Raw genomic sequence first — 20,753 nt, 5'->3', positions numbered from 1 at the left:
AAGGTGCATTTGCAATGATGAAGGCGGACATGAATTTCCGAAGGTTCCTGAGCCGCGGCACAGCAAATGTCCTTGTTGAGATCATGCTGGTGGCTATGGCTTACAATATTCAAAAGCTGCACTGCAAAATCCAGTCAGACAGAGCAGGCCAGCACCTGTTCCCTGTGAATAACGCAGCCTGAATACAAAATAAGAGCACAAGAAAAAAGGCGATTTTTATACCGCCTGGTATCTTGTGCTCATTTTTAGTGGATTTTACAACGAATAGGAACTTCTTATACATCAACAAGGAAAAGGGGCTGTGCATAAGTGGAATTATACTCATGCAACAGCCCCATTTTCTTGTCTTCTCTTCTTATTTTATGGTAAAATAACTGTTATGCGAGTTCAAAGGGAGTCACAGGCAAGACAAGGTGCGCTCTGCGCTTTGGCAGGCCACATGCAACCAATAAAGCTCGGAACCTAGTCGTTACAAGGCTTCACGGTACTCGCAAACGGGATGCAACCCCCTGTGTTTTTGAGGAGAAGATTTGCAACCCCTCAAACGATAAATAGTGTGGTTGTATCAATTTCATACGACTAATGGAGGTTTTTTTGTTTGGCTGCGATTACCTATGAGCTCATCAAGCAGGATGAGACCACTGGTGCCCGTGCGGGTATCATCCATACTCCCCATGGCTCTTTTCCTACGCCTATCTTCATGCCTGTGGGCACTCAGGCTACGGTGAAGGGGGTTTCTCCCGAGGAACTGAAGGACCTGGGGGCGGGGATTATCCTTTCCAATACCTACCACCTCTTCCTGCGCCCTGGCATGGAGCTGGTTAAAGAGGCCGGGGGGCTGCACAAGTTCATGCACTGGGATGGGGCTATCCTTACGGATAGCGGCGGCTTCCAGGTCTTCAGCTTGGGTGAGCTTCGGAAAATCACTGAAGAAGGTGTAACCTTCCGTTCCCATCTGGATGGTTCCAGGAAGTTCCTCTCGCCTGAGGTGTCCATGGAGGTGCAGATGTGCCTGGGCTCTGACATTGTCATGGCCTTTGACGAATGTGTGCCTTATCCGGCGGACTATGAGTATGCCAAGCGCTCCACGGAGCGCACCCTGCGCTGGGCCAAGCGTTGCCAGGCTGCCATGACAGCTCCAAATCAGGGACTTTTCGGCATTGTCCAGGGGGGCATGTACAAGGATTTGCGTGAGTGGCACGCCAAGGAAATGACGGCCCTTGACTTCCCCGGCTATGCCGTGGGCGGCCTTTCTGTAGGCGAGCCCAAGGAACTCATGTATGAGATGCTGGAGTATTCCACGGCCCATCTGCCCAAGGACAAGGCCCGCTACCTCATGGGGGTTGGCACGCCTGACCATCTGGTGGAGGGCGTGGCCCGGGGCATTGACATGTTTGACTGCGTCTATCCCACCCGGGTGGCACGCAACGGCATGGCCATGACCTGGCACGGCCGCCTGGTGATGAAGAACTCCAACTTCACCCATGACCACAATGTGCTGGAAGAGGGTTGCGGCTGCTATGCCTGCCGCAATGGCTACACCCGGGCCTATATCCGCCATCTGGTGAGGGCAGGGGAGATCTTCGGCCTGCGGCTCCTGTCCCTGCACAATCTCTACTTCCTGGAAGAGTTCGTGCGCCGCATGCGCACAGCCATCCTGGAGGACAGGTTCCCGGCCTTCAGAGCAGAGTTCCTGGAGAATTATAATCCGCGGGGGAACAAGTGACATACAGAAATTGTTAGTTGTGGCTGTTTTCCCCCTTCCACCACCTTCGGTGGTCCCCCTCCCCCGCAAGCGGTGGAGGTATGAAATAAAGGAGTGTTTCTATTGAGTCCTGATATGTTGGCGGCCATTGGCACCTGGGGGCCTATCTTCGTTATGGTGGCGGTGTTTTACTTCCTCCTGTACAGGCCCCAGAAGAATGAACAGAAGCGCCGTCAGGCTATGCTTGACAGCCTGAAGGCTGGCGATGAGGTAGTTACTATCGGTGGCATCTACGGAGTGATCACGGCCCTGGATGAAAAGAGTGTCCGCCTGAAGATTGCCAATCAGGTGGAGATCAAGGCGGCCAGGTCAGCCATTGCTTCTGTGACGGAGAGCGAGGCCTGAGATGGCAGTGGACAAGGGGGCGCTGAGAAAAGGAATCCTCAAGGCCCGGCGTAGCCTGTCCGCTGAATATCGGCAAAAGGCTTCTGAGGCTATTATGGCCAGGCTGTTTGAGCTTGAAGCTTATCAACAGGCTCGTGCTGTGATGGCGTATGCTTCCATGGCAGATGAGGTGCAGCTGCAGGGCCTGCTTGAGCACAGCTTGAATGTAGGCAAGCTTTTGGCTCTTCCCTACGTTATCTCCAAGGGGCTGATGGGGGCCGTGAGGCTGAAAGCTCTGGAAGACCTGACGGAAGGTGCCTATGGCATTCTTACCGTGGCGGAGGAGGGAAGGGAGATGCTTCCTCCCGGCTCCTTGGACCTGATAGTGGTGCCAGGAGTAGCCTTCGGCCGCGATGGCTCAAGACTGGGAATGGGAGCGGGCTTCTATGACAGGTTCCTGTCCGAAAGGGAGCCACAGGCCCGCCGCATCGCTCTTTGCTTTGACTGCCAGCTGGCAGAGGAAATACCCATGGAAGCGCATGACCAGCGGGTGGAGGCCATCATCACCGAGACCCGCTTCATAGATTGCCGCAGGGGGCAGTGAATGACCCCGCGGAGGATAGGGTGTGATTTTTATGGAAGTAAAAATTGGACTTGCCAAGACCGCCAAGTATGCCACGGGCATCTGCGGTGATTCCTGCGATATTGCGGAGCGTCCCCACGGGGGCATTTCTGCCATCATCGCTGATGGCCAGGGCAACGGACTGGCGGCTCACCATACCAGCAGCTGGGTGGTGAACAAGGCCGTATCCCTGATTTCTGACGGAGCCCGGGACGGGGCTGTGGCCAGGGCCGTGCATGACTACCTCTACGCCATGAAGGACAAGAAGGTGTCCTGTACCCTGACAGTCCTCAGCGCAGACTTGGATACGGAGACTCTGGTCATCAGCCGGAACTCCAACTGTCCTGTCATCGTAAAGACTGAGGAATATGAGACGGTGTATGATGAGGATGTGAGCCCCATTGGCGTGAACCGCCACATGAAGCCTCTCATGTACGAGCTTCCCCTGACTCCGGGGCTGGTGGTAGTGAGCTACACCGATGGCATTGCCCATGCGGGCCGCAAGCGCACAGGCCAGGCGGCTGACTTTGAGAAGATCCTGGAGATTGTCCGCAAGAACGGACCAGAGGACGCAGCCTACATTGCCAAGAGCATCATGGAATACGCCCTGTCCCTGGATCAGGAAAAGGCCTCGGACGATATGACCGTGGTGGTCATGGGCATTACAGGCGGCTCTCCAAGTGAGCCGAAGATTGAGCAGTTTGAAGTGACCTATCCGTATTGAGTTCTCCTTTTTGAAAGAGGTGCCGGATATGAAGATTGCCATTGTCGGAGTATGTGCCAGCGGCAAGACCACTCTGGTGGCGGGACTTAAAGAGGCTGGTTACGATGCTTACAACGTAGCTCAGGAGCATTCCTGTGTCCATAACTTCTGGGCCAAGAAGAATCCTGATATCCTGGTCATGATCGATGCCACCCTGCCTGCCATTCACAAGCGGCGGCTGGTTTACTGGGGGGAGGATCGCCTGGTCACCCAGCACAAGCGCCTGGCTGATGCCAAGGCCCATGCGGACCTTTACATACAGACCGATGAACTTGATGCCGCTGCCGTCAGGCAGAAGGTTATAGAGTTTGTCGAGAACTACCAGCAGGAACACGCTTCCTGCAAGGCTTCGGCCTAATAACTTAGAAGGGATTGAAATCTTTTGCAGAAAGAAAGCCTTATGAAGCTCTTGGGCTGCGTCATAGCTATTGTGGCGCTGTTCCTGGCTTTCGTGAAGCCCCTGGCCTTCTCCATCCGCCAGGGCCTTGACCTCCAGGGCGGCACCCATGTGGTGCTGGAGGCTGAGGACACAGACATTGCCCAGGTAAATGACGATGCCATGAACCGCGTCATCACCATTATGGAGAAGCGCGTCAATGCGCTGGGCCTCACTGAGCCCATCATCCAGCGTGAGGGCGAGCGCCGCGTCATCATCGAGCTGCCCGGCGTCAATGACCCGGATGCGGCCATCAAGACCATCGGCAAGACCGCCATGCTGGAATTCAAGGATGAGGAAGGCAATACGGTGCTGAACGGTACCGATCTGCAGGATGCCCAGGCTGCCACCAACCAGCAGACGGGGCAGAATGTGGTCAACCTCACCTTCTCTGACGAGGGTGCCAAGAAGTTCGCTGACCTCACCATGAAGAACGTGGGCCGCACCATTGCCATCCTGCTGGACGGCGAAGTGCTGACGGCGCCCAATGTCCGTGAGCCCATCCTGGGGGGCAAGGCCGAGATCACCGGCCAGAAGACCCTGGAAGAAGCCCAGAACCTGGCTGTGGTGCTCCGCAGCGGTGCCCTGCCCGTGAAGGTCAATATCATAGAGACCCGCACGGTGGGCCCGTCCCTGGGACAGGATTCCAAGGACAAGTCCGCCTTCGCCTTTGCCGTAGGCCTGGGAGCAGTGCTGGTGTTCATGATTATCTTCTATCGTCTTTCCGGCTTCATTGCCGACATTGCCCTGATGGCTTATACCATGATGCTGCTGGGCCTGCTCTATCTTTTGGATGCAACCCTCACCCTGCCCGGTGTGGCTGGTATCATTCTCTCCATTGGTATGGCAGTTGACGCCAACGTGCTGATTTTCGAGCATTTCAAGGAAGAGTACAGGCTGAACGGCAAGACCCTGCGCCTGTCCATGCAGGCTGGTTTTGAGCGTGCCTTCACCACCATCTTCGACTCCAATATCACCACGATCATTGCAGCCATGGTGCTGTTCTTCCTTGGCACAGGCACCATTCGCGGCTTCGCCATCACTTTGGGCCTTGGTACCCTGCTGTCCATGCTGACGGCCATTACCCTGACCCGCTACATGCTGAAGCTCATGATTGATTCCAAGATTTCCACCAATGCCAACGCCTATGGCGCCAACGGCTACATGCTGATGGATAAACGTCCAGGACAGAAGGAGGATACTGCCAATGCCTAAGTTTGATATTGCAGGGCATAGGAAAATCTGGTTCCTCCTCTCTGCCCTGGTAATCATCCCCGGCCTCTTCTGCATGGCTGTGAGAGGCTTCAACTTCGGTATCGACTTCACTGGCGGTACCATCATCGACCTGAAATTCGACCAGCCCGTGACCATCGCCCAGGTGCGTCAGAGCCTGACGCCCTACGGCCTGGAGGGCAGCACCATCCAGCTCTCCGGGGCTGAGAGCGGTGTCACCGAGGGTGAGAATGTCATGATCCGCACCTCCGACATGGAGGAAGAGGAGCGCAAGGCTGTCATGGCCAGCGTCAAGGAGCAGGTTGGTTCCTATACGGTGCTCCGGGAGGAAAAGGTGGGCGCCACCATCGGTGGCGAGCTCATCACCAACGCTGTCATGGCTCTGGTGGTTTCCTGGGCCCTGATCATTGCCTATGTGGCTTACCGCTTCGAGTTCCGCTTCGGCATTGCCGCGGTGCTGGCCCTGGTGCATGATATCCTCATCGTGCTGGCGGTGTTCTCCTTCACCCAGCGGCAGATTGACTCTTCCTTCATTGCGGCGCTTTTGACCATCGTGGGTTATTCCATCAACGATACCATCGTTATCTTCGACCGTATCCGCGAGAACCTGCGCCTGCACTTCCGCCGGGGCGGGGATGTGAACCAGCTGGTGAACACCTCTGTCTACCAGACCCTGACCCGTTCCCTTTATACCGTGTTCACGGTCATGTTCACCACGGCGGCTCTGTATTTCTTCGGCGGCGAGACCACCAAGGACTTTGCTTTTGCCCTGCTGGTGGGCTTTGCTTCCGGCTGCTATTCTTCCATCTTCATTGCCAGCCCCATCTGGATCACCCTGCGCAACAGGGCTGAGAAGAAGCGCGTAGCCCAGCCTGCCGAGGCTAAATAATAAGTTATCCACGGAGCCCATGCCCTTGAGGGCGGGCTCCTTTTCTTTCCATAGGCTGAAACTAATTTTCATTTTCTTTGGTTTCAGCCCAGGGAAAGAAAAGGTTTTTTTGCATTTCTCACGAATTTTATACTGGTAAAGAAAAATTTAGGAGTAAGATATGCTGAAAGAATGGAAAAGATATGAGGCGGTGCCTGAGGCCCAAAAACTGGCCCGGGAGCTGGATGTGACAGAGCTCACTGCTCAGGCCCTCTGGCACAGAGGCTTCAGGACGGCGGCGGAGGCAGAGACCTTCCTGCACCCGGAGAAGATGCCCTTTCACGACCCCTTCCTGATGAAGGACATGGAGGCGGCAGTGGAGCGCATTGCCAGGGCTATCAGGGATAGAGAGAAAATCGTGGTTTATGGGGACTATGATGTGGATGGTATGACCGCCACTTCTCTTTTGGTGCACAATCTTCGTGCTCTGGGGGCTGTGACAGCCTATTATATACCGGACAGGAAAAAGGAAGGCTATGGCTTCAATCTGAAAGCCCTGGAGAAAATTGCTGACAATGGGGCAGGTCTCCTGGTCTCTGTGGATTGCGGCATTGCTTCCGTGGAAGATGTGAAGGCTATGGGAGGCATACTGGATATTGTCATCACTGACCACCATCTGCCAGGGGAAGTCCTGCCTCCGGCTTTGGCGGTGGTCAATCCCCATAGGGCTGACTGTCCCTATCCTGACAAGAATCTGGCCGGGGTAGGTGTGGCCTTCAAGCTCTGTCAGGGACTATGGCAGAGGCTGAAGGGGGAAGATTTTCAGGGGGACCTGGAACTGGCTGCCCTGGGAACCGTGGCGGATATAGTGCCACTGGTAGGGGAGAACCGCAAGATTGTCAAAGCAGGCCTGGCCAAGCTGCAGGATTCGGATTTCTTAGGCGTGCGGGCTTTGGTGGACGTAGCAGGTCTTGAGGACAAGGAAATAACTGCTGGCCATATTGGCTTCATGCTGGCCCCCCGGCTCAATGCAGCCGGACGGCTGGGCAGCGGTCTGGATGGAGTGCGGCTGCTTCTGTCCAGAGATGTGGAGATGTCGGAGAAATTAGCTCAGGAACTGGATGCCCTCAACGGTCAACGCCAGTCCATTGAGGCAGAGATCCTGTCAGCTGCCATGGCAGAACTTAAGGCAGGTGAGGAAGACCCGGAGGATATGGCTGCCATTGTGGTGGCAGGCAGGGGGTGGAATCCCGGTGTCATAGGCATTGTGGCTTCCCGGCTAGTGGAGGCTTATTACAAGCCCACAGTGGTGCTTTCCATTCAGGAGGATGGAGTCTGCAAGGGCTCCTGCCGCAGCATTGAGGGGCTTCACATGTATGAAGCCCTCACTGCCTGCAAGGAGGAGCTGCTGCAGTTTGGCGGTCACGAGATGGCGGCTGGCCTTTCCCTCAAGGAGGAAAAGATAGATGATTTCCGCCGCGCCCTGCAGGCTTATGCAGGCAGGACTTTAAGGGAAGAGGACTACGTGCCCAAGGTCACAGTGGAATTTGAGATGCCTCCCCATGAAGTGACCTTCCAGATGATAGAGGAACTGTCCCTTTTGGAGCCCTACGGCATGGGCAATCCCAAGCCTGCCTTTGGCTGCCGGGATATGCGCGGCACCGAGGCTCAGGCTATCGGCACCCAGAAGCAGCATTTGCGCTTCCAGGCGGGGATTGAGGGGCAGCCCGTCACGGCCCTTTACTGGAACCACAGTGACCTGGCTCCCATTGTCAACGCCGAGGAGCTGGACATGGTCTACACCCCTGCCATCAATGAGTGGAACGGGCGCAGGAGCCTTCAGTGCTTCGTAGAGTCACTGGCTCCGGCCCAAAAAGAACGCCGCTTCCCGGAAAGGGAGACTTTGGCGGGGATTTACCGCTATCTCATGGGGCTGCAGAAGCAGCAGGGCAGGATTCCCGGCGGGGCTGAGGTGCTGGCTGCGGGCTTTGCTGCCAGAGGAGAGCATATCTCCCTTTATACCTTTGAACGGGCCTTGCGGATTTTCCAGGAATTGGGCATACTGCATCAGGATTTAGAGGAAAAGGGCTATTATCTGCCCCCGGTGGCAGGGAAGATGGATCTGGAGGCGTCGCCCACCTTCAGGCGTCACCGCTGAGAGGAGTGAGCAAGGATGAACGATAAAGGGAAGAAACCCGTAACCATAGAGGGCATCATTGCCTCTGTTCAGGAATACCAGCCCCAGGCGGATATTGACCTCATCCAGCGGGCTTATGAACTGGCAGAGTCTGCCCATCGGGGCCAGACCCGCGTTTCCGGTGAGGCCTATATTATCCACCCCCTGCATGTAGCCCAGATTCTCACGGAATTGCACCTTGATGATGAGACTGTCAGTGCGGCTCTTCTGCATGATGTGGTGGAGGACACCATCTATACCAACGAGCAAATGCAGGAAATGTTTGGCGAGGAAGTGGCCATGCTCATAGACGGCGTGACCAAGCTGGGACGCATCCAGTACAAGTCCAAGGAAGAGGTGCAGCTGGAGAACTATCGCAAGATGTTCCTGGCCATGGCCAAGGATATCCGGGTCATCATGATAAAGCTGGCGGACCGCCTGCACAATATGCGCACTCTCAAGTACATGCGGGAGGACAAGCAGAAGCGCATTGCCAAGGAGACCATAGAGATCTACGCGCCTCTGGCCAACCGCCTGGGCATTTCCAATGTGAAGTGGGAGCTGGAGGACCTTTGCCTGCGCTACCTTGACCCGGAGACCTATTATGACCTGGTGGAAAGCGTCAAGCAGAAGCGCAAGGAGCGCCAGACCTTCATTGATGACTCCATTGAGCAGATCAAGGAAAAGCTTTCAGAGAGCAATATCAAGGCGGATATCAGCGGCCGTGCCAAGCATTTCTACAGCATCTACAAGAAGATGAAGCGTGACCGCAAGGATATCAGCGAAATCTACGACCTTTCCGCCGTGCGCGTACTGGTAGAGAGCGTCAAGGACTGCTATGGCGTCCTGGGGGTTATCCATGCCATGTGGAAGCCTATTCCGGGCCGTTTCAAGGACTACATAGCCATGCCCAAGTCCAACGGCTACCAGTCCCTGCATACTACGGTGATGACCAGGGGGTATCCGTTGGAAATCCAGATCCGCACCTTTGCCATGCATCAGGTGTCGGAGTTCGGTGTAGCGGCTCACTGGAAGTATAAGGAAACCGGCAAGAGTGTGGGGGCCGGCAGCGAGACTGACCAGAAGATGTCCTGGCTCAGGCAGATGGTGAACCTGCAGCAGGAGTATACAGACCCCAAGGAATACTTCGAGGCCATGAAGGTTGACATCTTCTCCGACGAGGTGTTTGTCTTTACGCCTAAAGGCGACGTCATTGACCTGCCCAAGGGTTCCATTCCCATTGACTTTGCCTACCGCATCCATACGGAAGTGGGCCATCACTGCGTGGGGGCCAAGATCAATGGCAAGCTGGTGCCTTTGGAAACGAAGCTTCGCAACGGCGATATTGTTTCCGTCCTTACCAACAAGGCCAATGGCGGTCCCAGCCGCGACTGGCTGAACATCGTGGCCTCCTCTGAGACCCGCAGCAAGATCCGCACCTTCTTCAAGAAGGAGAAGCGGGAGGAGAATATCGAGCGTGGCCGGGAACTGGTGAAGGAAGAGGCCAAGCGTCTGGGCTATGTGCCCAAGGAGCTCATGAAGGAAGACCGGCTGGAGCAGGTGGCCCAGAAGCTCAATATCCTGACGGAAGATGACCTGCTGGCGGCTTTGGGCTACGGCGGGGTGGCTCTCCACGGCATCATGATGAAGCTCATCGAGCTTTATAAGAAAGATGTGAAGGAGGCCACTTCGCCTGATGTGTCCAAGCTGCTGTCTGAGCTCAAGCAGCCGCCCGGCAGTGGAGACAGGCACAGGAAATCCAGCCACGGAGTGCTGGTGGAGGGGGAAAGCGGCCTCCTGGTGCGTCTGGCCCGTTGCTGCAACCCCATTCCCGGCGACCCCATCACGGGCTATATCACCCGCGGCCGTGGCGTATCCGTACACCGCTCAGATTGTCCCAACGTCATGAATGATGCGGATTTTTCCCGCATGATCGAGGTGGCCTGGGATATTGGCCTTGACAAGGTCTACACAGTAGAGCTGGAGATTATCTGCAATGACCGCAGCGGCATGCTGGCTGAGCTGCTGGCTGTGCCCTCTGAGATGCGCATGAATATCCGCAGCGTCAATGCCAACCCCAACCGCAACAACAAGACGTCCACGGTGATTCTGGGGCTGGATGTGAAGAACTCCAGCCAGGTGGGGCAGATCATGACCCGCCTGCGCCGGGTGAAAGACGTCTACAGCGTCACCCGCAAGATTGGCGGGGCAAATAAAGGAGGAGAGTAAGTGGCTCTGAAGATATATACCATTCCTACGGCACCCATTGAAGAAAACTGCTACGTGGCTTTCGATGAGGACAGCAAAGAGGGCTTCATAGTGGACCCTGGCAATGAGGCAGAGAAGATTTTTTCCCGCATTCAAGGGGAAGGCATCAAGGTGCAGGCCATCCTGCTCACCCACGGTCATTGGGACCATATCGGCGCTGTGGAGGAGTTGCGGCAGAAGCTGGGAGTGCAGGTGCATATCCACGGTGATGATGCCGCCATGCTGACGGACAGCCGTCAGAACCTCTTTGCCTACATGGCAGGGGGCACTATGGAGGGAGAGCCTGCGGACAAGGTGTTCCGTGAGGGAGCGGTTTTCCCCTGTGGCAGCTTCAGCTTCAAGGTTATCCATACCCCGGGACACACCCCTGGCGGCTGTTGTTTCTACTCTGAGGAGGCGGGAGTGCTCTTTTCCGGGGACTCCCTCTTTGCTGAGGAAATCGGACGCTGTGACTTCCCCGGCGGCTCCCTCAGAAGCCTGGTGGGCAGTCTCAAGGAAAAAATCCTGCCCCTGCCGGAGGAGACCAAGGTCTATCCGGGACACGGCCCTGCTACCACGGTAGGCTGGGAACGTGTGCATAACCCGTATCTTAGTTGATTGGAATGGAGAAAACTGATTCTATGCGTCTGGTTGTAGGCATTTCCGGAGCCAGCGGCTCGTTGTTGGGCTATCATCTGCTCAAGTCTCTCAGGGAGTTTCCTCAAGTGGAAACCCAGCTCATCATCACGGAAGGTGCCAGGGAAACCCTGGCCTGGGAAACGAACCTCAAGGTGGAGGACTTCACGGCTTTGGCCGACGTGGTCTACGATAATAAAAATCTGGCCGCCAGCATTTCCAGCGGTTCCTATCCCACGGACGGCATGATCATCGTGCCCTGCAGCATGAAGACCGTGGCTGGTATCGTGGCAGGCTTTGCAGATAATCTGCTGCTAAGAGCCGCAGATGTGTGCCTCAAGGAGGAGCGCAAGCTGGTGCTGGTGCCACGGGAAATGCCCCTGTCCCGCATCCACCTGCGCAACCTCAAGGAGGCGGCAGACTACGGCTGCACAATAGTTCCGCCCATGCTGACTTTTTACAATGGGGCAGATACTCTGGAACGGCAGATGGATCATATTGTGGGCAAAGTGCTGGCAAGATTCGGTCTTAGCTACGGCAGATTCGTGCCCTGGCAGGGAAAATAGATAAAGCAAGGCCCCAAGGAGGCCGCATCTATTATGTGCGGCAGCCTTGGGGCTTTTTGAGTCACCAGTCAGTTCATTTATTTTTTTTGTATACGCCAATAGTCAGGGCATTGATGAAAGGCAGTTTATCGCCTGCTTTGCGCATGATGGCTGCTGTGGCAACAGAAAGGCAAAGGACTGCACAGTAGAAGGCCAGGGCAATGCCTGCTGTCATGAGGTGCCCGCTCTTTGACAGGACAAGTGCCAGGTACCCAATAAAGAGGGGGTGGACCAGATAGGCAAAGTAGGAATGTTTTCCTAAAATGTGCAGCAGGTTCTTCAGCCACTGGGGATAATTGTTGTAAGTGAAGATGGTGAAGAAGAACAGGGAGGCGCAGATGGTGTAGGCAATGCCTGCCGGGCACAGCTGATGGGCGGTGTTGATGGCCTCAAGCTGGGTATAGCCCTGAGGGCCAAGCAGATAGTAATAATAGGCCAGCAGGGAAGCCATGCTGAGGAAGAATCCCGCTGTCACCAGGGCGCGGCGCCTCTGCATGAAGGATTGGAAGGCTTCTATATGCACAGCCAGCCAGCCGCCCAGCACAAAGATGAAGATGTAGTGCATGACCCAGTAATTGAGCCGGTACATGAAGAAGGGCTTCAGGAGCGAGTCATCGGGCAGACTGTAGACAAAGAGGTTCAAAGGCTCCGAGAAGCTGGACCAGTAGTCGAACATCACCTGCAAGCCCAGGAGGAAGATCAGCCAGAGCATGTCAAGCTTCTTCACCATTTTTACCCAAAGGGGCATGAGCAGGTAGAACCATAAGAGCAGCACCAGGAAGTAAAGCTGGTACTTTGCCACCCCGAAGAAAAGGATGCCGCAGAAATACAGGGGGCTGGGCAGTGCCGAGCCGTAAAGCCAGCTGTCATGGACAAGGTAAAAGACTGACCAGACCAGATAAGGTATGAGTACGGTTTTCCAGCGCTTCTTGAGGAACTGGCTGTAGCTCCAGTTGTCAAGGTCAAGGTTGTAGAACAGCCCGAAGGCGGAGATGAAGAAGAAGATTGGCACGCTGAAGCGGGTGAAAATCTCAAAAAGGGCCGTCAGATGTGCATTGGAGGCAGGATTTCCTATATACTGCGAGCCCACATGAATGCCTATGACTCCCATCATGGAAATGCCCCGGATATACTCGATGGCCGGCAGCCGCGGCTTCCTGGCAGCCGCGGCAGGATTATTTTCTTGCATGAAATAAAACTCCCATCTATATGTGATACCTGCTAATTCTATCATAAATTGCCGGGAGAAGGAATAAATGAAGACAAATAGCTTCACTAGAAGGGCTTTGTGGTGTAAAATAGAATGTAACAAGTATACATGTGAGCTGACCAAGGAGGGGCGGCGGGCAGGTATATAGACCTGAAACTAACTATGGCTGCAAGGAAGAATGACACAGTACTGTATTTAGAATGGAGCTGCATAATTATGATGGCACTCAACTTCCAGGCATCAAAGCACAAGAAGATGCTGATGGAACGCACCAAGACCTGTACCGTTCGTCTTGGAGATGTTAGCAACCTTTACCCTGAGGGAGCCGTGGTCTGGATTACCGTGGGCAAGAAGGGCGAACCCAAGCATAAGCTCTACTCGGCTTATCTTGACAAGGTCAGAGTCAAGACCATGGGCACCCTGACTTCCAATGACCTGGGGCATCAAAACCCGGAGATAAATTCCAGGGAAGAACTGATAGCTGACTTCGAGCGCATCTACAAACGCCGCATACTGCCTGAAGATACAGTGACGGTTATTTATTTTACCGAGGTACATGAGGATATGTGATCCTATCGCAGTCAAAACCCCCGATTGGAGCAGTGGGCTCTGTCGGGGGTATTTTACGGCATGGGCTATTCAGCTGTTGTTGTATAGCGGGGTGAGCTTCATTCCTTCCCGCCAGCCCAGCATGTTGGCGGTACCTGAGGGGAGTTCCAGGCAGGCTTGGGCGGTGAAGCAATAGGTGAAGCCCAGCCAGGGTCTGAGGTGGGGGACAATCTTTATGATTTGGTAGTCATTGTCAAGGAAAACAGCATCTATGGGAAAGTTCATGAACATCATGTGAATGCTGCTGCAAGGGGAAAGGAGCAGGCCTTGTCCCTCTGGCAGGGATTTTTTTCCCATCAGCCCCAGGAATCTGGCGAGGAAATTATCTGCCACTTTGGCTTCTATAGAGTTGTTTTCTGCAGAGAGTATCAGGTTTTTCATAGAAGGTTCCTCCAGGTATGTGAGATAGTTGTTCAGCAGGAGAAAGGCGGGTGGGTATATGTATGCAGCAATCATGTGTCTGGCTCTGGTATTGTCCCTCTGGGCTTCAGAGTGGATAGATTCATTATATCAGCGCGAGAGGGAAATACTGACATTCCCGGAGAAGGTGAGGGCGTCTGCTTTTCGCCTGCCGCTGCTTGTCCTGGGATTGGGAGGGATGGCAATCATTCTCTCGGGTGAAGCTATGCAGCTGACTGAAGCTGCCAAGCGATTGCTCCTTGCTTGGTTCCTGTTGATGACCATGGTAACGGATTTTGAGCAGCATCTTATCTTTGACAGGATGCAGATGCCCTTTGCAGTTCTTGCCCTGCCCTTTATTTTCCTGGGGGGGCAGGTTACTGACCATTTGCTGGCGGCTCTGGCAGGCGGCGGGAGTTTTCTCATTTTATCGCTGATAACCAAAGGAGCCATAGGCGGGGGAGATATAAAGCTGATGTCTGTGCTGGGACTTTGGCTGGGAACCGAAAATTTGACGAGGATTGCCATAGGTGGATTCCTGTTATCTGGCCTTGTGGCTATGGCAATGCTGCTCTCAAGGCGGTGGAAGCGCGATGAGCGCTTCGCCTACAGTCCGTACTTCTCTTTGATGGCCCTGGCGCTGCTGTTGAATTGAAAAGCCTTCCCGCATGTTGGGAAGGCTTTTTGATTATGCTTCTAATTCATCAGCCAGTTTGTACCCGTCTCTGCCTTGTTCTTTTACACTGCGGAGGGCCAGGCCGGCGGCGTGGAAGAGGTGGTTGTAGGTCTTGCCGTTGTGGGGGGCTACAGCTACGCCCACGCTGGCGGTGAGGCCTATGTTTTTGTCGTCCATAGTGAAGTTCCTCGTCATCTCGTTGATGAGCTTGGCCTTTTTGACGATGATGTCCATGCCCGGCTGCTGGTCGAGGATGACGATGAATTTATCTGCTTCCAGGCGGCCCACGCAGTCATTGGAGCGGAAGCAGCCTTTGAGCTTCCTGGCATATTCATGCAGGAGCCTGTCACCGTATTCCTGTCCTTTATCCTTATTGACTTCATGGAAGTTATCCAGGTCGACAAGGTAGATGGAGATGAGCCCCAGAGATTCGGGTTCGTCGTATTCCCTGAGCTTCCTGCGGCAGAACTCCTCCATGGAAATCCGGTTGTAAAGCCCCGTCAGGTCATCTCTCTTGCCCTCGTTGCGCAGGCTCTCATGGATGCTCTGGATTTCCGTGAGGGCCTGGGAGATATCTCCCAGTTCATCATTGGAAATCTCAGGGAGGATATCGTTATTTGTCTTGCCCTTGACGATGTTGGAGGCCATCTTGTTGATTTCCAGCAGGGGGCGGGAAATCCTGGCAGCCAGCATATAGGCTATCAGATTCACGAAGAGCATGATGACCAGTCCCAGGATGAAGCCCTTGGACAGGACGCTGCTCACGGCAGAATTGATGACACTGTAAGGGGTGATGGTGAGGATGCCCCAGCCGGTGACTTTATCCCTGGAATAAGCAGCTATGCAGTCTTCGTCTTTGAGGTCAAGGCGGACTATGCCTCTGTCGCCGTCCAGTTTCTCGGAAATCTGCGCTACCTCCTGTGAAAGGTCCGTACCGCTGGCATAAGCGCCGTCTTCGTCCGTGCTGGCGATGACATGGTTGTCACGGTCTGTGAGGATGAGGGTGCTGCCGTTGGTATTCTGGTCATGGATGAACTTCTGCACCTTGTTCAGGTAAAAATTCCTGTGTACCAGACCGATGGGGCGGTTCTGGTCATCCAGGACAGGCGTGGCTATGACTACTACCAGCTGGCCGTTGGACATGCTGACCATGATATCGGAAATGTAGTCATGTCCTGCCATGACTTCCTGGAAGTGCTTGCGGCTGGACATATTGATCTTGGTATTGTTGTCCGTGCGTATGCGTTGCTGGCCGTTGCCATCGGTTACGGCGGTGAGGTTGTTGTCCTGGAAGATATCATTGATGTTGTCCAGTATCTTTCGGATAGTGGCTTCGTCTTCGGGGTTGGGATTCTGCAGGTATCTCTTTACCACGGGAGTGCTGGCCAGGGTGCGCAGCACATAGAGATTCTTGTCTTCCAGCTGGGTCAGGTGTTCGCCTATGGTCACATTCCTTGACCAGTTATCCTCCCGAGCACGCTGGTCAAGGTCCATGATATTAAGCCAGCCGATGAAGATGATGGTGGCAATGAAGGGGATAGCCCCCATCATTGCCAGAAGCAGGAATAACTTGTTCTTGATGCTCTTGCTGCTCATTACTCTGCACCTCGCGTTATCTGCCTTTTAGCGCTTTTAGGGTTATCCTTCCATCTCATCTGCCAGCTTGTAGCTGTCCCTGCCATGCTCTTTTACATCGAAGAGGGCCAGGTCAGCAGCGTGGAAGAGGTGGTTGTAGGTTTTGCCATTGTGGGGGGCGACGGCTACGCCGATGCTGGCGGTGAGGCCTGCATTCTCTCCGTTGACAACAATGTTTCGGGCGACCTCATTGATGCGGGCGACCTTTTTCTTGATGGTTTCCTTGTCGGGCTGATTGTCCAGGACGACGACGAACTCGTCAGCCTCCAGGCGTCCGATGGAATCTCTCTCAGAGAAGGTATCCTTGAGCCCTCTGGCAAATTCCTGCAGGATCTTGTCACCGTACTGACGTCCCTCCTCGCGGTTGGCCTTCTGGAAATGGTCGATATCCACGATGCAGATAGCTATCAGGCCAGGGTTGACGGCTTCTTCGTAGTTGTGCAGTTTCCTGCGGCATATCTCCTCTATGGACATCTGATTGAGCAGGCCTGTGAGCTTGTCGGTCTTGGCTTCTTTGTTCAGTATTTCGTGTCTGTTGCGCATTTCGTTGATGGCCTGGGAAATATCGCCCAGCTCGTCGTCGGAGTAGAGATGGACCCTGTCTATGTCGGCATTGCCGCTGGCAAGGTTGGAAACAACGTTGTTGATTTCCTGCAGGGGTCTGGTGATGCGGGAGGCAATCAGATAGGCTATGGTGGTCACCAGCAGCAGGAGCAGCAGGCCCAGGATGATTCCTCTGGAGATGGCTTCATGCACATCTGACCAGATGTATTTGTAAGGCGTGATGGTGATAATGCTCCAGCCTGAGCGCTGGCCCCGGGAGAGAGTGGCCAGGCAGTCCTCTCCGTTGAGATTCATGCGGATGACGCCATCGCCCCAGTCCAGGGCTTCGGAGATTTGCCGGACTTCCAGAGAAACATCCATGCCCTTGGTGTATCTTTCGTCTTCGGTATGGGAGATGATGTTGTTTTCCCGGTCTGCGATGATGATGGATGTCTGTTCGGTTTTCTGGGTCTGGATAAAGCTCTGCACCGTATCCAGGTCGAAATTGCGCTGCACCAGGCCCATGACCTTATGCTGGCGATTGAAGACGGGGACTACCATGGTCATCATGGTGCCGCCAGTGGACATGCTGGTCATGGCATCGGAGATGTACTCGTGACCTGCCATGGCCTCCTGGAAATGCTTGTGTTGTGAGATATTCACCTTGGGAGCTCCATCGGTGCGGATAAGCTGGATGCCGTTATCATCCGTGACGGCCAGGGGATTGGGGTCATGGAAGACTTCGCTGGAATTGCTCATCAACTCTTTCAAGATGCCTTCCATCATGGGGTCCCTGGTTTCAAGATATTGTTTCAGAGCAGGGGCCACTGACAGGGAACGCAGTACGTAGAAATTCTTGTCCAGTTCCTGCGCCAGATGCTCCTTGATGGCAATATTCTTGTTCCAGTTGTCTATCCTGGCGTACTGTTCCAAATGAATCACATTGCGCCAGCCAATGAAGGCGATGGTGACAATGAAAGGGATGGCTCCCAGCAGGGCTAGTATAAAGAATAGTTTGGTCTTGACGCTTCTTGCGCTCATTCGCGTACACCTCGCAAAAAAGATTCTGTATTTCGTGGCAAAGTTGAGTTGTTATTATTCGTCGGCAAGTTTGTAGCTGTCCCGGGCATTTTCCTTCACATCGTACAGGGCCAGGTCAGCTGCGTGGAAGAGGTGGTTGTAGGTCTTGCCATTATAGGGAGCGATGGCTACGCCTATGCTGGCCGTAAGGCCTGCTTTTTCTCCGTTTATGATGACATTGCGGGCGAGTTCGTTGATTTGCGCCGCTTTCTTCATGATAGTTTCCTTATCTGGCTGGTTGGCGAGGACAACGATAAATTCGTCAGCCTCCAGACGGCCGATGCAGTCATTCGCGGAGAAACTGGACTTGAGACATCTGGCGAATTCCTGCAAAATCCTGTCACCGTAATTATGACCTTCCTCACGGTTGGCTCGCTTGAAGTGGTCGATGTCCACGATGCAGATAGCTATGAGCCCGGGATTTGCAACTTCTTCATATTCCCTGAGTTTCCTGCGGCAAATCTCCTCTACGGCGTACTGATTGAAAAGGCCTGTGAGCTTGTCTGTTTTCGCTTCTCTGCTAAGGGATTCGTGTATCTGGCGCATTTCATTGATGGCCTGGGAAATCTCTCCCAGCTCGTCATCGGAGTAATCGTGGGTCTGGCTCGTATGGGCGTGGGCATCGCCAGTGGCCATATTGCTGACTACTTTGTTAATATTCTGCAAGGGCCTGGTGATGCGGCTGGCCAGCATATAAGCAACCAGGTTTACCAATAGCATGAGCAGGAGTCCCAGGATGGCACCTCTGGCTATGACATCATTGATGGTCGAAAAGATGCGGCTGTAGGGTGAGATCGTGACGATGCTCCAGCCTGTGCGCTGACCGCGGGAGAAGGTGGCTACGCAGTCTTCTCCGTTCAGATTGAGTCTGGTCATGCCATCTTCCCAGTTCAGGGTTTCGGAAATCTGCCTGACTTCCCCGGACATGCTCTTGCCCTTGGCGTAGGTTTCGTCCTCAGTGCTGATGATGACATTGTCTTCACGGTCCATGATGATGATATCGAGCTCATCGGTATTTTGAGTATCGAGGAAATTCTGTATCCTTTCAAGGCTTAAATTCCTTTGAACCGTGCCTATGACACGATGGCTGTCATTGTAGACAGGGACTATCTGCACAAAGATTTGTTCACCGGTGGACATGGCAATCATGGCATCTGAAACGTATTCGTGCCCGGCTGCAGCCTCCTGGAAATACTTGCGCGAGGAGGTGTTCACATGGGGGGCGTCATCGGTGCGGATAAGCTGCAAGCCATTGAGGTCCGTGACGGCTATGGGATTGGTGTCCTGGAAAGCGTAGTTGGAGCTCTTGAGCAGTTTGGTCAGGATTTCCTCAACGTGATGGTTGGCAGGGTCGGTGAGATATATCTTCATGGCAGGAGATACTGACAAGGAGCGGAGTACATAGAAATTTTTGTCCAGTTCCTGGCTCAAGTGTTCCTTGATGGCAAGGTTCTTGTTCCAGTTGTCTGTCATGGTGTGCTGCTCCATGTGGATCACACCGCGCCAGCCGATGAAGGCAATGGCGGCAACGAAGGGGATAGCTCCCAGAAGAGCCAGGATCAAAAATAGTTTGGTTTTGACGCGTTTAGTGCTCATCCGTGTACACCTCTCAAAAAAATTCGACACTTTTCCTTTGTCTTATAGGCGAGCCATTTTATTTGTTTCAATTCTGTTTATAAAGCAAATCTCCTGCCTTAATAAAACAAATTTCAGATATTTTCCACGAGGGAATCTAATTTGTAAGGAAAAAGCAAATAGTGATAATAAGGGAGAGGTACGCATACATAAGTACACTACTGATATACAGAAATATTGCGGGGGGGGGGACTCTTATGTTATAATAATAATATAGAGAAAATGGTAAAGGGAAGGTAAAAAAATAGTTTACACTTGGGAGATTTCCTACTGGAAAAATCAGAATAATTGCGTTATAATAAGCACATAAGATGGAAATAAAATGAAAATCGAGGGGATGCCAATGTTTTCCAAGATATTGGATGTTTTGAACGATTTGAAACCAAAGCACTTATTGATGCTGGCGGGGACCACGGCGTTGCTTATATTTGCAGTGGTCTATTTTGCTTTATCGGGACTCACGGAGAAGGGGGCGGCTCCTGTAACGCCTGTTGCACCCCAGGGGATTACCCGCTCCGTAGTGGTGGCCAGGGATGACATACAGCCCAATACCCTCATTCAGGAGGATATGCTGGAGATAAAAGAGATGCCGGCCAACGTTGTACCCAAGGGTTCCATCATGGTCATGAAGGACATCCTGGGACAGCCGGCTGCCTCCACTATCTACGCTGGTGATATCCTCACCATGTCCAAGGTCTTCATGGACAAGAGCCATACAGGCTTCTCCGGCTCCATCCCGGACAACTGCCGGGCAGTGTCCGTGGGAGTAAGCGAGATTACCGGGGTGGCAGGCTTTGCCAAGCCCGGGGATTATGTGGACGTAATCCTGGTAGAAAAGAGCAAGACGGGGGCTTCCAGCCGTTTCCTGTTGCAGAATGTATTGTTGCTGGCAGTGAATCAGAATGCGGCACCAAAGGGAAATGTCTTGGATGAAGCTACAGGCAAAAAAGCAGAATACAAGCCTGCTATCGCTACCCTGGCACTCACGCCTGATGATATGCTGGAGCTGGTATCTGCTTCGGCAGTTGGGGAGATATATCTGGCCCTCAGGCCTTTCCACTCCAAAGATATTTACACAGGCTTTGGGGAGTTCAACTTGAAATCCTCACAAGTGGAGACGGTAGCGCCTGCTGCCAGCACGATGCCTGCCCAGGCTGCTCCGGCGTATCAGCCGCCTGTGGCAGCTGCACCGCAGCCTGAGGCCCCTGTAGCCTCTTCTGGCATTCGGATCATACAGGGCGATAAAATACTTGGGAAGTGAGGGTATCTGTCTTGAAGAAGGGAATATTTA

General features: G+C 53.8%; 20 protein-coding genes. 15 read left to right on the top strand and 5 right to left on the bottom strand.

The annotated features are described in order from the left end of the window. From BLW59_RS11475 to BLW59_RS11420, 12 genes are all read left to right on the top strand, one after another. On the top strand, positions 1–182 hold a 182-nt coding region (locus BLW59_RS11475; RefSeq protein WP_074697902.1), incomplete at its 5' end, for a transposase. Positions 183–598: 416 nt separating this feature from the next. Continuing rightward, positions 599–1,726: a tRNA guanosine(34) transglycosylase Tgt gene (gene tgt / locus BLW59_RS11470; protein ID WP_029543341.1), complete on the top strand. Its 1,128-nt coding sequence runs from the start codon at positions 599–601 to the stop codon at positions 1,724–1,726. A gap of 102 nt (positions 1,727–1,828) precedes the next feature. Next, entirely contained in the window at positions 1,829–2,110 is a 282-nt protein-coding gene (yajC, locus tag BLW59_RS11465; RefSeq protein WP_139283652.1) for a preprotein translocase subunit YajC, read from the top strand. A gap of 1 nt (position 2,111) precedes the next feature. Continuing rightward, positions 2,112–2,693, top strand: coding sequence for a 5-formyltetrahydrofolate cyclo-ligase (locus tag BLW59_RS11460; RefSeq protein WP_074697896.1), 582 nt, complete (start codon positions 2,112–2,114; stop codon positions 2,691–2,693). Positions 2,694–2,724: 31 nt separating this feature from the next. Next, the gene (locus BLW59_RS11455; RefSeq protein ID WP_029543351.1) at positions 2,725–3,435 is read left to right on the top strand and encodes a PP2C family protein-serine/threonine phosphatase; all 711 of its coding nucleotides are present in this window, start codon (positions 2,725–2,727) and stop codon (positions 3,433–3,435) included. 28 nt (positions 3,436–3,463) lie between these two features. Then, positions 3,464–3,832, top strand: a complete 369-nt coding sequence (locus BLW59_RS11450; RefSeq protein WP_029543355.1) for a hypothetical protein — start codon at positions 3,464–3,466, stop codon at positions 3,830–3,832. Positions 3,833–3,874: 42 nt separating this feature from the next. Then, on the top strand, positions 3,875–5,125 hold the full coding sequence (gene secD, locus BLW59_RS11445) for a protein translocase subunit SecD (RefSeq protein WP_074697900.1): 1,251 nt from the start codon (positions 3,875–3,877) through the stop codon (positions 5,123–5,125). Continuing rightward, positions 5,118–6,032 (top strand): protein translocase subunit SecF, encoded by a 915-nt coding sequence (gene secF / locus BLW59_RS11440; protein WP_074697895.1) that lies wholly within the window; start codon positions 5,118–5,120, stop codon positions 6,030–6,032. The genes secD and secF overlap by 8 nt, the downstream gene beginning before the upstream one ends. A gap of 160 nt (positions 6,033–6,192) precedes the next feature. Further along, positions 6,193–8,169 (top strand): single-stranded-DNA-specific exonuclease RecJ, encoded by a 1,977-nt coding sequence (gene recJ / locus BLW59_RS11435; protein WP_074697894.1) that lies wholly within the window; start codon positions 6,193–6,195, stop codon positions 8,167–8,169. A gap of 15 nt (positions 8,170–8,184) precedes the next feature. Beyond that, a complete protein-coding gene (locus tag BLW59_RS11430) occupies positions 8,185–10,416 on the top strand; it encodes a RelA/SpoT family protein (RefSeq protein ID WP_074697893.1) in 2,232 nt (743 codons plus the stop codon). Further along, positions 10,417–11,052 (top strand): MBL fold metallo-hydrolase, encoded by a 636-nt coding sequence (locus tag BLW59_RS11425; RefSeq protein WP_318258529.1) that lies wholly within the window; start codon positions 10,417–10,419, stop codon positions 11,050–11,052. Positions 11,053–11,075: 23 nt separating this feature from the next. Next, positions 11,076–11,636, top strand: a complete 561-nt coding sequence (locus BLW59_RS11420) for a UbiX family flavin prenyltransferase (protein WP_029543366.1) — start codon at positions 11,076–11,078, stop codon at positions 11,634–11,636. Between the two features lie 73 nt (positions 11,637–11,709). On the opposite strand, the gene BLW59_RS11415 is transcribed toward BLW59_RS11420, so the two are convergent. Then, on the bottom strand, positions 11,710–12,864 hold the full coding sequence (locus tag BLW59_RS11415; protein ID WP_074697892.1) for an acyltransferase: 1,155 nt from the start codon (positions 12,862–12,864) through the stop codon (positions 11,710–11,712). Positions 12,865–13,101: 237 nt separating this feature from the next. Between BLW59_RS11415 and BLW59_RS11410 the strand changes: the two genes are divergently transcribed. Then, complete coding sequence (locus BLW59_RS11410; RefSeq protein WP_029543371.1) at positions 13,102–13,455, top strand: ASCH domain-containing protein; 354 nt, start codon at positions 13,102–13,104, stop codon at positions 13,453–13,455. Positions 13,456–13,524: 69 nt separating this feature from the next. Here the strand turns inward: BLW59_RS11410 and BLW59_RS11405 are convergent, their stop codons facing one another. Further along, complete coding sequence (locus BLW59_RS11405) at positions 13,525–13,875, bottom strand: DUF192 domain-containing protein (protein WP_074697891.1); 351 nt, start codon at positions 13,873–13,875, stop codon at positions 13,525–13,527. Positions 13,876–13,933: 58 nt separating this feature from the next. Here BLW59_RS11405 and BLW59_RS11400 point away from each other — a divergent pair, with 58 nt between their 5' ends. Next, the gene (locus BLW59_RS11400; protein WP_074697890.1) at positions 13,934–14,548 is read left to right on the top strand and encodes an A24 family peptidase; all 615 of its coding nucleotides are present in this window, start codon (positions 13,934–13,936) and stop codon (positions 14,546–14,548) included. Positions 14,549–14,581: 33 nt separating this feature from the next. On the opposite strand, the gene BLW59_RS11395 is transcribed toward BLW59_RS11400, so the two are convergent. From BLW59_RS11395 to BLW59_RS11385, 3 genes are read right to left on the bottom strand one after another with little or no spacing between them, the layout of a single operon-like run. Beyond that, on the bottom strand, positions 14,582–16,165 hold the full coding sequence (locus BLW59_RS11395) for a sensor domain-containing diguanylate cyclase (RefSeq protein WP_074697889.1): 1,584 nt from the start codon (positions 16,163–16,165) through the stop codon (positions 14,582–14,584). A 42-nt stretch (positions 16,166–16,207) separates the two neighbouring features. After that, on the bottom strand, positions 16,208–17,788 hold the full coding sequence (locus BLW59_RS11390; RefSeq protein WP_074697888.1) for a GGDEF domain-containing protein: 1,581 nt from the start codon (positions 17,786–17,788) through the stop codon (positions 16,208–16,210). 54 nt (positions 17,789–17,842) lie between these two features. Further along, positions 17,843–19,423 carry a GGDEF domain-containing protein gene (locus tag BLW59_RS11385; RefSeq protein WP_074697887.1) on the bottom strand — a complete coding sequence of 527 codons (1,581 nt, stop codon included), beginning with the start codon at positions 19,421–19,423 and terminating at the stop codon, positions 17,843–17,845. Positions 19,424–19,805: 382 nt separating this feature from the next. Here BLW59_RS11385 and cpaB point away from each other — a divergent pair, with 382 nt between their 5' ends. Further along, the gene (gene cpaB, locus BLW59_RS11380) at positions 19,806–20,723 is read left to right on the top strand and encodes a Flp pilus assembly protein CpaB (protein WP_175463418.1); all 918 of its coding nucleotides are present in this window, start codon (positions 19,806–19,808) and stop codon (positions 20,721–20,723) included. Positions 20,724–20,753 lie beyond the last annotated feature (30 nt).

It is taken from the genome of Selenomonas sp. KH1T6 (genome assembly GCF_900108415.1).
Lineage (GTDB): Bacteria > Bacillota > Negativicutes > Selenomonadales > Selenomonadaceae > Selenomonas_B > Selenomonas_B ruminantium_A.
The sequence above is the reverse complement of the archived record's forward strand: the minus strand, read 5'-3'. Positions and strand labels throughout refer to the sequence as shown.